17 protein-coding genes and 1 pseudogene are annotated in these 15326 nt (G+C 58.8%); 3 read left to right on the plus strand and 15 right to left on the minus strand.

The features are described from left to right. Nucleotides 1-58: 58 nt before the first annotated feature. Nucleotides 59-174: pseudogene (locus JJB09_RS07540) on the minus strand (ATP-binding protein); the annotation flags it as partial. Nucleotides 175-179: 5 nt separating this feature from the next. On the opposite strand from JJB09_RS07540, the gene JJB09_RS07545 reads away from it, so the two are divergent. Continuing rightward, entirely contained in the window at nucleotides 180-422 is a 243-nt protein-coding gene (locus tag JJB09_RS07545) for a hypothetical protein (protein ID WP_201655472.1), read from the plus strand. Between the two features lie 133 nt (nucleotides 423-555). On the opposite strand, the gene JJB09_RS07550 is transcribed toward JJB09_RS07545, so the two are convergent. From JJB09_RS07550 to mhpA, 9 genes are all read right to left on the minus strand, one after another. Beyond that, nucleotides 556-888, minus strand: coding sequence for a hypothetical protein (locus JJB09_RS07550; RefSeq protein ID WP_201655475.1), 333 nt, complete (start codon nucleotides 886-888; stop codon nucleotides 556-558). A gap of 3 nt (nucleotides 889-891) precedes the next feature. Beyond that, nucleotides 892-1737: a dioxygenase family protein gene (locus JJB09_RS07555; RefSeq protein WP_201655478.1), complete on the minus strand. Its 846-nt coding sequence runs from the start codon at nucleotides 1735-1737 to the stop codon at nucleotides 892-894. A 40-nt stretch (nucleotides 1738-1777) separates the two neighbouring features. Then, entirely contained in the window at nucleotides 1778-2854 is a 1077-nt protein-coding gene (locus tag JJB09_RS07560) for a branched-chain amino acid ABC transporter permease (RefSeq protein WP_201655481.1), read from the minus strand. Nucleotides 2855-2865: 11 nt separating this feature from the next. Further along, nucleotides 2866-3729, minus strand: a complete 864-nt coding sequence (locus JJB09_RS07565) for a branched-chain amino acid ABC transporter permease (RefSeq protein ID WP_201655484.1) — start codon at nucleotides 3727-3729, stop codon at nucleotides 2866-2868. After that, nucleotides 3726-4439, minus strand: a complete 714-nt coding sequence (locus JJB09_RS07570) for an ABC transporter ATP-binding protein (RefSeq protein WP_201655487.1) — start codon at nucleotides 4437-4439, stop codon at nucleotides 3726-3728. The genes JJB09_RS07565 and JJB09_RS07570 overlap by 4 nt, the downstream gene beginning before the upstream one ends. Continuing rightward, on the minus strand, nucleotides 4436-5155 hold the full coding sequence (locus JJB09_RS07575; RefSeq protein ID WP_201655491.1) for an ABC transporter ATP-binding protein: 720 nt from the start codon (nucleotides 5153-5155) through the stop codon (nucleotides 4436-4438). Before JJB09_RS07575 ends, JJB09_RS07570 begins: the two co-directional genes overlap by 4 nt. A 70-nt stretch (nucleotides 5156-5225) precedes the next feature. Next, nucleotides 5226-6491 carry an ABC transporter substrate-binding protein gene (locus JJB09_RS07580; protein WP_201655493.1) on the minus strand — a complete coding sequence of 422 codons (1266 nt, stop codon included), beginning with the start codon at nucleotides 6489-6491 and terminating at the stop codon, nucleotides 5226-5228. Between the two features lie 26 nt (nucleotides 6492-6517). Next, nucleotides 6518-7579 carry an iron-containing alcohol dehydrogenase gene (locus JJB09_RS07585; protein WP_201655496.1) on the minus strand — a complete coding sequence of 354 codons (1062 nt, stop codon included), beginning with the start codon at nucleotides 7577-7579 and terminating at the stop codon, nucleotides 6518-6520. A gap of 65 nt (nucleotides 7580-7644) precedes the next feature. Beyond that, complete coding sequence (gene mhpA / locus JJB09_RS07590) at nucleotides 7645-9273, minus strand: bifunctional 3-(3-hydroxy-phenyl)propionate/3-hydroxycinnamic acid hydroxylase MhpA (protein ID WP_201655499.1); 1629 nt, start codon at nucleotides 9271-9273, stop codon at nucleotides 7645-7647. A gap of 461 nt (nucleotides 9274-9734) precedes the next feature. Between mhpA and JJB09_RS07595 the strand changes: the two genes are divergently transcribed. Next, nucleotides 9735-10403 (plus strand): TetR/AcrR family transcriptional regulator, encoded by a 669-nt coding sequence (locus JJB09_RS07595; protein WP_201655502.1) that lies wholly within the window; start codon nucleotides 9735-9737, stop codon nucleotides 10401-10403. A gap of 186 nt (nucleotides 10404-10589) precedes the next feature. Next, nucleotides 10590-10838 carry a hypothetical protein gene (locus tag JJB09_RS07600; protein ID WP_201655505.1) on the plus strand — a complete coding sequence of 83 codons (249 nt, stop codon included), beginning with the start codon at nucleotides 10590-10592 and terminating at the stop codon, nucleotides 10836-10838. Between the two features lie 79 nt (nucleotides 10839-10917). On the opposite strand, the gene JJB09_RS07605 is transcribed toward JJB09_RS07600, so the two are convergent. From JJB09_RS07605 to JJB09_RS07625, 5 genes are all read right to left on the minus strand, one after another. Next, complete coding sequence (locus JJB09_RS07605) at nucleotides 10918-11991, minus strand: maleylacetate reductase (protein ID WP_201655508.1); 1074 nt, start codon at nucleotides 11989-11991, stop codon at nucleotides 10918-10920. A gap of 93 nt (nucleotides 11992-12084) precedes the next feature. Further along, nucleotides 12085-12924, minus strand: a complete 840-nt coding sequence (locus tag JJB09_RS07610) for a dioxygenase family protein (protein ID WP_201655633.1) — start codon at nucleotides 12922-12924, stop codon at nucleotides 12085-12087. A gap of 120 nt (nucleotides 12925-13044) precedes the next feature. Next, nucleotides 13045-13536: a flavin reductase family protein gene (locus JJB09_RS07615; protein WP_246748605.1), complete on the minus strand. Its 492-nt coding sequence runs from the start codon at nucleotides 13534-13536 to the stop codon at nucleotides 13045-13047. Beyond that, nucleotides 13533-13868 (minus strand): EthD family reductase, encoded by a 336-nt coding sequence (locus JJB09_RS07620; RefSeq protein WP_201655511.1) that lies wholly within the window; start codon nucleotides 13866-13868, stop codon nucleotides 13533-13535. Before JJB09_RS07620 ends, JJB09_RS07615 begins: the two co-directional genes overlap by 4 nt. 72 nt (nucleotides 13869-13940) lie before the next feature. After that, nucleotides 13941-15185: an acyl-CoA dehydrogenase family protein gene (locus tag JJB09_RS07625; RefSeq protein WP_201655514.1), complete on the minus strand. Its 1245-nt coding sequence runs from the start codon at nucleotides 15183-15185 to the stop codon at nucleotides 13941-13943. Nucleotides 15186-15326 lie beyond the last annotated feature (141 nt).

The raw sequence follows: 15326 nt of genomic DNA on the forward strand, positions 1-15326 counted from the left end.
AGGCGCTGGCCGTGGTAGTACAGGGTAGGCCAAGTGCGAGTGATTGGGGCCTTCGGCTTTAGCATTGAGAACGGTTTTTGAAGCGCAGGACTCGTTTCCGGTCTCAACGATCTCGCAATGGTGCGTCAAGCGGTCGAGGAGTGCTGTCGTCATCTTGGCATTGTCGAATACTGTGCCGGTTGCCAGCTCCCAACCAGGGCCTCCGCTACCTCGCGCCTGTCGCCAAGTGCTTCCAGCAACGCGCCGATATCGCCTTGCAGCTCACCTCCGTCATCATAATGGCGCAGGAAACCAACCGGAAGTGCCGCTGTCTCATCCCGCACCGCGAGGGCTTCGATTTCGCGGTGGAGCCGCGCAAACTCTGTTGTCCGGGCGCCAGGCCATTCGTGGTAACGGCTGGCAAGCATATCGTCGATCTCTGAATGGAAAGTTTCGACACTTCACCCTCTCTTCTTAAAGCTTGCCGGGAGGCGAACCTGATTGAGATAACCGCGCGGTTTTCAAAATCCCATAACGAGGTTTTCCTTCATGTGATCGCCTCGGTAGGGGACCAGGTTATTTCAGCGCGATATATGTCTGCGGATCGAGGGCGGTCGCGCGGACGGCGACATACTGGCCGGAAGCCTCGGTGACCATCTCGCGCAGTTTTCGGCACACGTCCCTCACGGTTTCTTGTGTCCGGTCGGGTTTGGGCAGGATCATCAACTCGACGTTCACGTGAGGCTGATCATCCAAACCCGCAACCTGCAGGATCGCGAACTGGCACGCGCTCGTATCAACCTTCAGTTCGACGCACAGCATCTCCCGTATAGGTAGCAGAGCTGATTTCAGCGACGTTACGGAAGCTTCGGGCAACGTCTCGTCCACATAGATTTTAATGTTAGGCATGGGTTACCTCGACACGGGGCAGAGCACGAAATCGAACGGCGAGCGCCAGAGCGTCTCCGCTTCATTCAGGCGCTCGTAAGGGGCAACGAGTGTAGTCTTGACGCCAAACACGGTGTCGGACTGCAGATAGGGATCATCACCAACGAAGGTGTGCGTGACGAGCTTCTGATATCCATCCGCCGTAACCATGTAATGCATATGCGCAGGACGATAGGGATGGCGCCCCAGATTCCCCAGCATCTGGCCGACCGGTCCGTCATCGGGGATGGGGTAGGATACCGGCTTGATCCCGACAAAACTGTAGCAGCCGTCCGGGCCTGTAACGAAGATGCCGCGATTGTTCCACTTCGGCTGGATATCGGGTTGCTGGACATCGTAGAAGCCATCGGCATTGTCCGACCAGACGTCGACGCGAGCGCCTTCGATCGGCCGCCCTTCGAGATCGAGAACCTTTCCCTCGAAGAGACAGCTTTCCCCCTTGCCGTCGAGCGATATGCAGTCGCCCATCGCCAATACCGGCGCACCGACGACATGGAACGGTCCGAAGACGGTGTTTTCAGTCGAGCCCGCAGGCCTGCGGTTGTTGATGGCGTCAACGAGCATGGAGAAGCCGAGCGTATCGGACAGCAGGATGAATTCCTGACGTTCACCGCTACAGATCCGGCCGGTTTTCGTCAGGAAATCGATGCCAACTTCCCACTCCTTCTGGGTCAGTTGAATTTCCTTCGCAAAAGCATGCAGGTGCTTGACGAGACATGACATGACTTCTGCCAGGCGAGGGTCCGTGCCCTCCCCCATTCTGGCGTTTACCGCCTCGACCGAACCTTCCTCGTTAAAATATCTGGTCATCTGAACTTACTCCTGAATAGATGAAGGGATGCCGCCTCATTCAAGCTGCCGGTTGCCCGACGGGCAGCGGCGGCGCCTCACCCGCGGCATTCCTGGCAGGTGCCAGGTGGCGAAGAGGCAGCAGATCGAGGCCGGTGCGATCGACGAACGTGCCCCAAAGACCGCGTCGCGCGAACAACATGATCCCAATGCCAAGCAGGCCGAGAATGATGAGGTAGACCGTTCCATAATCGGCCATGACCCGCTGCAGGCAGTAGAACACCGCAACGCCGACAATTGGCCCCGGCAACGTGCCGATTCCGCCGATGACCACGACGAAGATGACGAACGCCGTCCAGTCGATGACCGAGAATGCGGCATCCGGCGTGACGCGCGTGATCTGCAGGAACATCAGCGCTCCGCACAAACCCGTCCCCAAGGCCGAAAGGATGAAGATAGCAGCCTTGATGCGAACCGGATCGACGCCCACGGAACGGGCGGCATTGGCATTGTCGCGAGTGGCCTGAAGCCCCAGCCCCAACCGGGAGCGCAAAAACAGGTAAGATGCCACGAACAGAACAAGAGCAAGCACCAAGGCAAACCAATAGGTCAGGGCATCGGTGGCGGCGGCGGTGCTGACGTCAAGCAGATGCTTGATCGCGTCCACCCCGAACATGTCCTTGGTCGTGCCCTTCGGCAGCGACGTTCCAGTTCCTCCGCCGAGAGCCTTCCACTGGCCTGCGGCAAGCCGGGCGATGTCAGCGACAACCCAGGTACCGATGGCAAAATAGGCGCCGTTCAATCGGAAGGTGAAAAACGCCATCGGAACAGCAAACAACGCTGCGACGAGACCGCCGATCAGAATGCCGATCAGTGGATCAAATCCCCAGAGGATCACCGCAGCAAACATCGCGTAGGCGCCGATGCCGACGAATGCCTGCTGCCCGACGGAAACGAGCCCCGCGAATCCGGCAAGCATGTTCCAGTTCATGGCAAGAACCAGCAAGGTCAAAACACCGAAGAGATCCTGAACGACGGCGCGCGGTGCAAAGAATGGCAGGGCGAACAGCGTTGCGACGATCACCGCCGACAGGATGACAACCGAAGCACGGCCAGTTGTAAAAGATGAAATGTTCATAGCTTCAGACCTCAATCGTTGGCGCGCGGAAAGAGGCCGCGGGGACTGACGAGAAGAACAAGGACGAAGGCGATATGTCCCGCCAGAATCTGCCATTCCGGATTGACCGCAGCACCCACCGTCTGGGCGAGCCCGATGACGATGCCGCCAGCAAGCGTGCCCCATAGGCTGCCGAGACCGCCGATGATGACGGCTTCGAAGGCGTAGAGCAGACGCGCCGGACCGATCGACGGATCGAAGTTCGCGCGCATGCCAAGATAAACGGCGGCAATGCTCGCAACGACGAACGCGAGCCCGGTTGCAATCGCAAAGATTCGGTTTGGCCGGATGCCCATCAACCGGGCAGTGACGGCATCATCCGATGTCGCTCGAAACGCACGGCCAAGAGCCGTGGTATAGAAGAGCCTATTCAGAGCAAAAATGACGAGAACGGCGGTCGCAAGAGTCAGAAGCGGCATGACACCGACCGTCAGAGACCCTATCTGCAATGATTGTGTCTCGATAGCGCCGGCAGAAAGCTTCTGGCTGTTTGCGGAGAAACCCTCCAGCAACGCATTCTGGATGACGACGGACAGGCCGAACGTCACCAGTAGCGGCGGCAGCAAGTCATCACCGAGCACCCTGTTCAGCACATGGGTCTGCAGCAGCCAGCCGACGGCGAACATCCCGGGAGCAGCCAACAGGACGGCCCAAAAAGGATGCAATCCCAGAGCGCTGGCAATGACGAGGATAAGATAGGCCGCCAACACGATCAGATCACCATGGGCCAGATTGACCAGACGCATGATCCCAAAGACAAGGCTGAGGCCGGCGGCGAAAAGGGCGTAGAGCCCACCAAGCAGGATGCCCTGCATGATCGTGTCCAGGGTTATCATGCATGCACTCCGAAATAGGCATCGTGGATGGCATCCCGAGAGAGTTCGTCGGGACGGCCCTCAAGCGTGATCCGGCCTTCCGCCATGCAATAGACGCGATCTGCGACCTTCAGGGCCTGGCCGATATCCTGCTCGACGACGACGATCGAGGTTCCCACCGCCTTGATCCGGGGGACGGCGGCGTAAATGTCCTTGATGACGACAGGTGCGAGGCCAAGCGAGATCTCGTCGCAAAGCAGGACGCGCGGGTTGCTCATCAGTGCGCGACCAATGGCCACCATCTGCTGCTGCCCACCCGAAAGCGCGGTGCCGGGGCTGCGCCGGCGTTCGGCGAGGATCGGGAAAAGCTCGTAGAGGCTTTTCAGGTTCCAGGGCCCCTCGCCCTTGCGGGCATGGGCGCCGATCAGCAGGTTTTCCTCCACGGTCAATGAAGGGAACAGACGGCGCCCTTCCGGTACGGTGGCGATTCCCTTGAGGAGAATGTCCGGCGCATCCAGATGATCGATGCGCTCTCCCTCGAGCGTCATATTACCGGACCCGATTTTGACAATCCCGGTCAGTGCACGCATCAACGTGCTCTTTCCAGCGCCGTTTGCCCCGATCATGGCAACCGTTTCACCGGCATCGAGATACATGTCGATGCCGAACAACGCCTGGAAGTCACCGTAATAGGCTGTCAGGCCGTTGATTTCGAGAAAATGCCCGCTCATGCCTCGATCCCCAGATAGATTTCGCGAACCTCGCGCGACGCCATGACCTCTTCCGGCGGGCCGGCCATGAGGACACGGCCGAAATTCAGCACCACCAGTCGTTCTACGACGCTGTTCAGTGCATGCAGAACGTGCTCGATCCATATGATCGCCGTGCCTCCGGCGTGGATCTCCCTTATGGTCGCAACCAGCTCCCGACACTCCGCCTCCGTCAGTCCACCGGCGATCTCATCCAGCAGAAGGATCCTTGGCTTGGTTGCCATCGCTCGCGCCAGTTCAAGCCGTTTGCGCTGAAGCAGCGGCAGCCCGCCGGCTTCCCTGTTGGCCTGCGGTGCCAAACGGGTGCGCTCGAGAATGTCCATGCAGAAACCGGGCGCGTCAGCGGCGGAAACGGTTCCGCCGAAGCGGGCGGCAACAAGGAGGTTTTCATAGACGGAAAGTCGACCGAACGGCTGCGGGATCTGAAACGACCGGCCGATGCCGCTCTCGCAGCGCTTCATCGCGCTGTCACGGGTAACATCCCGTCCGTCGAGAAAAATCTGGCCGCTGTCAGCCGCGACATTTCCCGTGATGAGGTTGAAGAGGGTCGACTTCCCTGCGCCGTTCGGACCGATGATGCCGAGCGCTTCGCCATTGTTCAGGTCGAAACTGACATCGTCTGTCACCTTCAATGCACCGAACGATTTCGATACCGCTTTGAGAGATAGGATGGGCATGCGCGCTCCGATGGATCGTCAGACTCGTGGAGTGGCCAGCCGGCTCCGTTCGTGCCGGCTGGCGGGTTCCTTAGCCAAGCAGTTCCAGCTTGCCGCCGAGCGGAATCTCCGGCGCATTGGCGTTTTCAACGATGACCAGATCGAAGGTTCCATCGCTCTTTCGGCGCCACTGCCCGCCGACCAGCGGCGTCTTCGCCACGTTCTTGCGTGCAAAGGGAGGCACGTTGTCCTTGCCCCATTTGATGTTGCCCACCACGGTATCGAGGTTGGTGGCGGAAATGGCTTCAACGATGGCCTCACCATCTGTGGGGTCGGATGCGCGCTTCAAGACATCGGCTGCGAGCTCGAACAGCGCGTGGGTGAAGCCAACCGGCTGGGTCCATTGCCGTTTTGCCGCTTTTGAAAAGCCGTCAGCCAGTTCCGCCGAGCTTTCGCCGGTCAGGGACGACTTGTAGGGGAAAGCCGGCGACCAGTAGATTTCCGCTGTCAGGTTATGACCAAGATCGCCCAAGGCGACCACGCTTTCCGGGAACAGAAGCGCCTTTGCGATCGACACGATCTTGGGCTTGAAACCCTGCTGGGCGGCCTGTGTCCAGAAGGTCGTGAAGTCCGGCGGGATCGGAATACCGGTGAAGATATCGCAGCCGGCCTGCTTGAATGCGTTGATCTGGGCGCTGAAGTCGTCCGTCAGGTTCTGGTAACGGCCGGGATCGGTCAGTTGATAACCGGCCGCCTTTGCCGCCGGAGGCATTCCGACGTCCGAGCCCCAGGCATTGCCATCCCCGTCATTCGGCCACAGTGCGCCGACCTTCTTGTTGGTGTCGAGGCTATTCCACATATTGAGGAAGACCGAGACGTTGTCTTCCAGCCCCCAGAAGAAGTGATAGACATAATCGAACTCCTGCCAGCTTCCGGGATCAGCGGGGTTTCCCTGCTGCCCGATGAACCAGGGCTGCCATGGAGCGACGGAGGAAATGACTGGCACTTCCTCGCTTTCGGCAATGGCACAGACCGGGTTCGTGGTCTCCGGCGTGGAGGCGACGAGGATCAGGTTCACTTCGTCGCGGCTGATGAGTTCCTTCGCGACTTCCGCTGCCCGGTTCGGATTGGACTGGCTGTCCTTCACGATCACCTCAACATCCAGACCGAGAGACTTGGCGCTTTCGAGGAATTTCGAGACCATGTAGCTATCCGCCTGGGCGAAGGCCGAAAGCGGGCCGGACTGAGGCGTCACATAGCCGATCTTGATCTTGGCACCGCTGGCAAGAGCGGGCATGGCGAAGCTCGTGGCATAGGCGGCGGCAGTCGTCTTCAACAGTTGTCTTCTGGTAATCATCGCTTTCTCCTCCCGTTTCGTGCGATTTACTCTGGTCTTGAACCGCTCCATGCGCGTTGCAGAAGATCGCGGATCGCCTGCTTCTCGATGGGGCGTGGATTCCAGTATGGATTGGTAGTGGCAAGCTCCGCGGCGCGATCGAGATCGGCCGAAGCGAGGCCAAGGACCTTCAGGCTTGTTGGAGCACCGAGCGCAGCAGAGAAGGCGTATAATCCTGCGGCTGCGGTGGGCGCCCCAAAAATCTCGGCAACCGGCGACAGCAGTTCGGGAACCGCTTTCTCCGCATAGGCCACCGTATGCGGCAGCATGACTGCGTGCGTTTCTGCGTGCGGCAAGTCGTACGTGCCGCCGAGCGTGTGACAGATCTTGTGATGCAGCGCCATTCCGACCATGCCGAGCACGCTGCCACAGAGCCAGGAGCCGTAGAGCGCATTCGAGCGCGCCACGGCATCGCCCGGATTGGTGACGATGCCCGGCAAAGCCACCTTCAGGGCGCGCACGCCTTCGACAGCCATCATCGATGCGATCGGATTGCGGTCCTGCGCACAAAGACCCTCGACCGCATGCGCGATCGCATTCAGGCCCGAGGTGACGCTTATCGCAACAGGAAGACCGCGTGTGAGATCCGGATCGTAGATGACTGTTTCGGGAAGGATCGAGGAGCCGCGTACGGTCGTTTTCACGCCTCTCTCGGTCTGGCCAAGGATGGGCGTGACTTCCGACCCGGCATAGGTGGTCGCAATGACGATCTGCGGCGCATCGTTTCGATAGGCTATGGCCTTGCCGAGCCCGATCGTCGAGCCGCCACCGAAAGCGACCACGCAGTCCGCACCCGTGTCTGAGTAGACGGCCATTGCCCTTTCCGTCACCTCGACCGGCGTGTGCATCGTGGCCTCCGCGAAAACGCCGGCGGCAAGATTGCCAAGCGTCTGGGCGATCGCTTCAACATCAGGCTTCTGAAATGGGGTCGAGAGCAGCAAGGCGCGGCGGCGGCCCAATCGACGAATTTCTTCGCCAAGCTCCGCCGCCCTGCCTGACCCAAAAAGAATGCGTGCCGGATTTCCCGTATAGATAAATGACTGGTCCACGACCCCATCCCTTCAGCATTGTTTTCAAGAGCCTTAACGACAGTTCCGTCAGGCTCTCGGGTTCATCAGGCGACGGCCCGTTCCACCACATCGTTCAGGCAGAGGCGCTCAAGCACCCTGTCAAATCGATGACAAAGCTCCTCGGGGGTCGAAGCGGTTGCAGCAACATAGAAGTCAGGACGGAGAACGACGTAACTTGCGCCGATGCCCTTCAGCCAATTGGCATAGGTACCCTCGCTATCGACGGCGTCACATTGTTCGCCGGAGCCGCCAATGCGAACGGTGTGGCCGCCGAGCTTGCGCAGGTTTCGCAACTGATCAGGATGGAGTGCGTTTGCGGGGTCGGCATCGAGCCCCAACACCATCCAGCCGAAGCCGACGGCCTGATCGAAACGGTCCTTTTTGCCATTGGCTTCGACCACGCCCTGCACCGACAGTTCGCCCGCGTGATGGGATTCCGGCAACCAGATGCCCGGCCCAAGCTGGCAGATATCGGTCGGGAGAGGCGTAAAGTTTCTTGCTTCAAGCTCGGCCCTCATCTGGCGGTCACGCTCGGCCGCTTCCTCGGGATCGGAGATGCAGATGATCTTGCCGAGTTGCTGGCTGAAATCGATATAGTGCTTGGCGTGCTCCAGGCGCTCCGTCGTGTAGCTGTCGAGGACCTTGTCGGACAGAGTGCCATCCAAAATCCCGTTCAGACGCCAGGCCAGTGCAAAAGCATCACGCAACCCGGCGCACATGCCCTCGCCGGCAAAGGGCGGCATCAGGTGCGCTGCATCACCCGCTATCGCACAACGGCCCTTGTTCCACTGCTTTGCCCAACGCGCCTGGAAGCGGTAAACGGCGCTGCGCTCCAGCGTGGCGTTGTCTCGCGTAAGGCCCCACGGCTCCAGCAGCTTCCAAGCGTTGTCCTCCAGTGCGAGTTCGGCGGGATTTTCGCCGGGAAGAACCATGTATTCCCAACGCCGGCGCCCCGGACCGCCGGGAACGATTGTCGTCGGCCGGCGTGGATCGCAGAGCTGCCACTGGGCGGGCTGCATGACATAATCGCCATGCGGGATCATATCGAGGATCAGCCAGTCGAAGAAATAACCCTTGTCTTCGTTCTCGATACCGAGGGCCTGCCGGACGAAGCTGTTCGCACCATCAGCACCCACGACATACTCGGCCTGTACCGTCAGCTTCTCCGTGCTATCCGCATCCTCGGCGGGATTGCGCAGCAGGTTCAACGTGACGCCATGCTCATCCTGGACGAGACCGCAGGCCTCGAAACCCTTAATATGCTTAATACTCGAATATTGTGTCGAAATCCTCGTGAGGCGCTTCTCCAGGTCCGGCTGGTTGAACCAGTAACGCACGCGCCAACCCGACGCCGACGTGCTCTGCCAATCGACGATCTGGATGTTTTCGCCATTGGCGTCTTTCCAGTAATAGAGTTCGTCGTGATAGTTGATCGCCGAGTCATTCTCGCTGTCGATGCCGAGGACGGCGAGAATTCGGGCGATCTCATGGTCGTAGGTGACCGCACGCGGGCGACCATAGGTCTCCGTCCATCGCTCGATCAAGGCGACTTTCTTTCCGGCCTTGCCCAGAAGTATCGCAAGAAGGGTTCCGACGGGACCGCCGCCCACAATTGCAACATCAGCGTGAAACAGCTCGCCATCCGGCGAAATTCGACTCGACTTGTTGCTCAATCTTTCCTCCGTCTTCAAACACACGCCATCCAGACGCACAGCAGCGCCATCGCCGGACTGATAAATTCGGTACGATTTCAGCTTCTATTGGGTCTTTTCCGTCGTCAGAGCGGACCTTTCAGGCCCAGCCCATCGCTACGCCTTGGGAACGCTTTTCCGTATTGTGCTCAATGAGCCGAGCGCACGCTGGGAATACCTCACCGAAAATTCCTCCAGATCCTCCGTTGGAATTGACGTTAGATCAAAAATGAATGACATTCAATATAGAATATTATTCGGTATCGAAATCTGTGATTGAGGTGCTTCCTTAAAAAATCTCGTCGCCGGCCGTTGAACGAGCTACCATCATGAGACATTGACGATTTGGCCGCTTCACTCCCATTTTCGCGGCTGAGAAATGGTCGACACCCGGTATTCGAACGCGATTCGGATATGAGGCTTGAAGTAAGGACGAGAGAGTTATGGATACGAAGCGGGCAGAGGGCAGAGTAGCCCGACGGCAAAAGCGCAACCGCACGGCTTTGCTGGAAGCCGGCGAGGAAGTCATGTCGGAAAAGGGGATTGATGCCGCAACGATGCAGGAGATTGCAGAACGGGCGGACGTTGGCGCCGGTACAGTCTACAACTACTTCAAGTCCAAGGACGATCTGGCAGTCGCTGTTCTGGAGAACATCATGGAACGTTTGGCGGAGCGCATCGAGGACGTGACGGACACGTTTTCGGACCCTGCCCAGGTTTATGCATTCGGTATTCGGCAGGTGCTCGAAACGGCCACGGGGGATGTACGATGGAAGCAACTGCTCCATCGCTCCGAAGTCATCGCTGACGCGCTTTATCGGCGAATGGGGCCCTACCCCATGCGGGATATGCGCCTGGCCACTGAGGCTGGACGCTTCAATGTCACGGATCCAGCCCTCATCTGGCGTTTGACCTCGCATGCGATCGTTGGCTTTGCTCTCGGCATCACCAAGGATGGCCTGCCACCCAGCTCGATCAACGAGGCAGTTATCCGGCTTTTGTGCATGACCGGTCTCGCGATTGATGACGCGGCCGAACTCGCCGCGAGGCCATGCCCACCACTGCCTCCGCAACCGGCTCCGCGCAAAAACCGCATCAGCGATTACATGTGAAGAATGCCAAGCCGGCGTCACGCGACATCGCAACGGCTGTGGGATAGACTGAAGGAGATTCCATATTCGAAACGAAACTGCAGAAAGAAAGACTCCTCGCACGCAAAGCACTTGAGCGTGCCGGACGCCTGGCCTTCAAGCCCAGCGGGCTCGAGATCTCTGACCACCGTTGGCCGGTTGATCCATATGGGTTCCGCCGAAGATGATGGTTGCGCATTCTACAGCGAAACCCACGTCGGAATGAAAATTCCTGTTCGCGGCTTTCTGTTCAACTGGCTGGTCCTGCCGTTTGTCTATTCGCGCAAGAAGGGTGAGCATTGGATCAAGCACAATATCGAGGAAAGCGGCCGGACCGAGGATGCGCTTCCGTTTTTGTATGCTCATGCCGACAGCGGTCTTGGACCAAGCCCTACTTCACGCGTTTTGACACAATGAAGTTGATGCGCAAGCTCCTGTCGTGTCCCTGTCCGGCGTCGAATGATCGTCCGATGGATGCATCAATCTGTTTTCGCAGTCAGGCGACCGGCGGATCGCCTGACCAGGCGGCCTGCAGCAGTCGCCGGATCGCGTCCCGCTCGACCAAGCGTGGGTTCCAATAGGGGTTTTTCGCGGCTAGATCGGCAGCATGGTCGAGGTCACCTGCCTTCAACCCCAGATCTTCAAGTGACATCGGCGCGTTCACCGTACCGGCGAAACGGTGAAGCGCCATTCCCGGCTCGTCGTCGCCGAAGAGCTCGGCAAGGGGTCGCAGTTCATCACGCGCCGCTCTAGCGTTGTAGGCAATGGCATGCGGTAGAATAACGGCGTGGGTTTCGGCATGCGGCAGGTCAAAACTGCCCCCCAGTGTGTGGCAAAGCTTGTGATGCAGTGCCATGCCGACCTGCCCCAGCACCGTGCCGCACAGCCATGCGCCATAAAGAGTTTCGGCGCGCGCGCTCAGGTCGTCGGGATTGGCCAGCACGCGCGGCAGGGCATCGCGGAAGGCCCGCATTCCCTCAACTGCCATAAGCGAGGTGAGTGGCGTGCGGTTCTGAGCGTAAAGCCCTTCGGCAGCATGCGCTATGGCATTGAGCGCGCTCGCCACCGTCATTGCTATCGGCAGGGTACGCACCAGTTCGGCATCATAGAGGATGACCTCCGGCTGCACTCTGGCGTCGGTCAAAGTGGTCTTCACGCCATCTTCGGTCTGGCCGAGAATGGCAGTCGCCTCGCTGCCCGCATAGGTTGTCGGTACGACGATCTGCGGCAGATCGGTGCGTAATGCAATCGCTTTGCCGAGCCCGGTGGTTGAACCGCCACCGACGGCCACGAGGCAGTCGGCCCCGATCTCACGCGCATAGGACGCCGCTTCCTCGGAAATCGCCACCGGCGTATGCATCCGCGCACGGCTGAAGGTCCCGGCAACGTGATCGCCACACAGCACCGCGAATTCCTCTGCCACGGAAACTTGCTCCGGCGTCGTCAGGATAAGGGCGCGCCGGCAATCCAGCCGCTTGATCTCCGCAACAAGGTCGTGACGCACACCGGCGCCGAAACGCACGCGAATTGCCGGCCATTGCACGGCAAACTCTTCACGGAAAAATGACATGGGGCTCCTCCATACGGCGTCCGCATTCCTTTGGACGTACTGCGTTCGTCGAACATCGTTTTATCGACAGGTTTGTCACCTCTCTCCTTGCGCTCATTCAGGTGTCATCATGAAGTCGAAGGGAGAGCGCCAGAGCGTCGGCGCCCCTTCTAGCCGCTCATAGGGGGCGATCAGCGACTCCTTCACCCCGAAGACCGCGTCGGAAGACAAGTATCCATCGCCACCGACGAAAGTATGCGTCACCAGTTTGCGAAAACCCGGCGCGCTGATCATATAGTGCATGTGGGCTGGCCGCCACGGATGACGTCCGAGATAACCAAGAAGCCGTCCGACAGGGCCGTCGTCGGGGATCGGATAGCTCACCGGGCGGATGCCGACAAAACTGTAGCGGCCGTCGGCTCGAGTGATGAAACGACCGCGATTGTTCCATTTAGGCTGGATATCTGGCTGCTGAACATCGTAGAAACCGTCGGCATTGTCTGACCAGACATCGACACAGGCCCCCTCGACCGGCTGGCCTGAAAGGTCCAGAACGCAACCTTCGAACAGGCAGCTTTCACCCTTGCCATCCAGGCTGATGACCGAGCCATGTTCGCGCACCGGTGCATTCTCTACATGGAAAGGACCAAGGACCGTGCTTTCGGTCGCCCCCTTCGGGCGTCGGTTGGTTATGGCGTCCACCAGCATCGAACAACCCAGCACATCCGAGAGCAGGATGAATTCCTGCCGTTCCTGCGTGCAGATTTGCCCCGTTCTGGTCAGAAAATCGATCGCCACGCCCCATTCGTCGGCAGTCAGCTTCACTTCCTTGACGAAGGCATGCAGATGCTTGACAATGCCCGCCATGATTTCAGCCAGTCGCGGGTCCGTATTGTCGTCCATACGGGCATTCACGATGGCGGCCGAATCCTCTTCCGCGAAGTATTTCACGATATCCTCCATTGTCCTTTTGTATTGCCAGCGTCTTCACGCGGCATTGCTTTTGCTCCACCAGAAGCTGGGCACTACCTTGCGCGAGTGGGGCTCTTGGCCACGCGCAACGTGGCCAGGAAGTTAAGCGAGGGCGACCGAGCGCGCATACTTCCCATCCTCATAGAGCAGAGGGGAAATATTCTCGCTGATCAACACACGATGAACGCCACCAATGAAGACCCTGTGAGTCCCAAACTCGATTGACTTTTCCAGCGAGCAGAACAGGTTAGCCTGCGCGTCGAAGAGAAAAGGAAGACCTTCCTCGGACTGCCGCCAGTCACCAGCCGAAAAGCGCTGTTCGCCCTTCAGCTTGCCTGCGAACGCTGTAGAAATCTCATGTTGATCCACTTGCAGCATGTTCACGCAGAACCTTTCGCTTGCCAGAAGAGGAACATGCAGGGATGACGCTGTGTTGATGCAAACCAACAGAGCAGCAGGCTCAGCGCAGACCGACGTAACGGCGGTCGCCGTCATGCCATATCTGGTGCCGTTGTGTTCGCTTGTGATGACACTGACTGTTGTCGTTAGTCGGCGCATCGCGCCGCGGAAGTCGTCGGTAATCTCCGTGATCATCGCGCATCTCCGGAAAACCTCTCGCATCGGAGTTGCGCAGCGACTTCGTAGGTCAAAATAGTGACTCCGGCCGCCGCGTAGTTTGGGACATCAGCAGCCGCCGCGGCACCCTCCGGCGAATCCAAAGCCGCCTGCATCGCGTCCCGGGTATCGAATTCACATTCGACCAGGGCGTAATAAGGCGAATTGTCGCCACCTGCGATATCGAAAGCATGCCTCATGGCCCTTAGATTTTGGAATTTTGAAACCAGTGGAAGATGCACCTGCTCAAGGTGCTGGCGGAACTGGATGATGTCCGCAGGGTGGTTGTACAGGGCAATCAACTTGTGCATTCAGGTTCTCCTCATATCCTCAGCTTGAACTGCGGCTGCTGGCAGGTTTCGCATGCCAGCAGCCGCAGTGTGTCAAAACGGTTGAACGATTTCTTCGACACCGAAGAGAACGCGGCCGTAGATCAGGTTCGCCATTTCCGGGAGAACGAAAGCGTGTCTGCTGGCCACTTCGCTATCGCGCCAAATGCGCTGCAAACTGTTGGACAACGCAAAGCTCGATGCACCGTTGACACTCAAAAGTTTATTGATGGCTTCACGTGCTAGCTTACCCGCTTGGCCTGTATCCATGCGGATGCGCGCTCGGGTCAGGGGATCAAGCTTCTCCTTGCGCAGAGCAGCGCTATCAATATCCGCGCACGCACGGGCCACGAGCAAATAGGCCTGATCAGCCAATGAGACTGCTTCCGCGAGTTCGATTTGGTGAACCGGCGAATGGCGAGCTTGAGTGAATGTTGTGTACGCAACTGATTTTGTTGGAGCCTTGGAAAGGGTCAGATCAATCGCACCACGAGCGAGGCCAAGTTGGGCTGCAACGAGAACGATCTCAGCCACGGGAACGAACGATGCGTAGTCGTTCGGCTCATCGGAGTCGGATCTCGCGTATGCTTCGTTCGCCATATCACCGAAATTCTGAATGCGGTGACTGGGGATGAAAACGTTGTCGGCGACCAGCGTGTTGCTGCCGGACGCGCGCATACCTGCGACGAACCAGGTGTCGCGGTAGGTAAGATCACTGAACGGCACCAGGGCAAGCCCGAGGATTGTAGAGCCGTCCGGATTCGTGCCGAGGCTGACGCCCAGGGTTGCCCACTGAGCATGCCGCGAGCCGGAAGCATACCACCATTCGCCGGTCACCCGAATGCCCCCTTCGACAATCTCGGTTTTCGCCGGCGCGGTGAAAATACCGCAGATGCGAGCGCCCGGGGTGGTGCCAAAGGACTCTTCCTGAGCCTGATCCGAGTAGAGTGAGGCAAACCAGGTGCAGACGTTCAGAAGAGCCATCGCCCATGCCGTCCCGCCATCCGCCTTCGCGACCTCAGCTACCGCGTCGATGAAGGTCCGGAAATTCGCGCCGCTCCCTCCAAGCCGTTTCGGTACAGAAATGTGAAACAGGCCGCGCTCATGTAGTGCGTTTACGACCTCTTCGGAAACACAGCGATTGTCCTCACCTTCCTGCGCGTGTTTGCGGACAATCTCCAACACTTCACGTGCTCTGGAAACGATTTCCAGATCTGGTCCTGGCGCATCAAAGAATGCATCGAGGGGACGTGAAATCGGGTTTGGTGTTTCACTGGTGGAACCCAGTTTGTTCAGCATATTCTCCTCCTTATTCAGCCGGGGCCAATCGCCTCAACGGCATGCTTGAATTTGCATAAGTCGTGCCAACCGGTCCGTCGCTTGCCGATCAATCGTTATTCCATTGATAAATAATCGTTATTTCTTGAATAGCGTCGATGT

It is taken from the genome of Phytoamicus setariae (genome assembly GCF_016722925.1).
Lineage (GTDB): Bacteria > Pseudomonadota > Alphaproteobacteria > Rhizobiales > Rhizobiaceae > Rhizobium_E > Rhizobium_E setariae.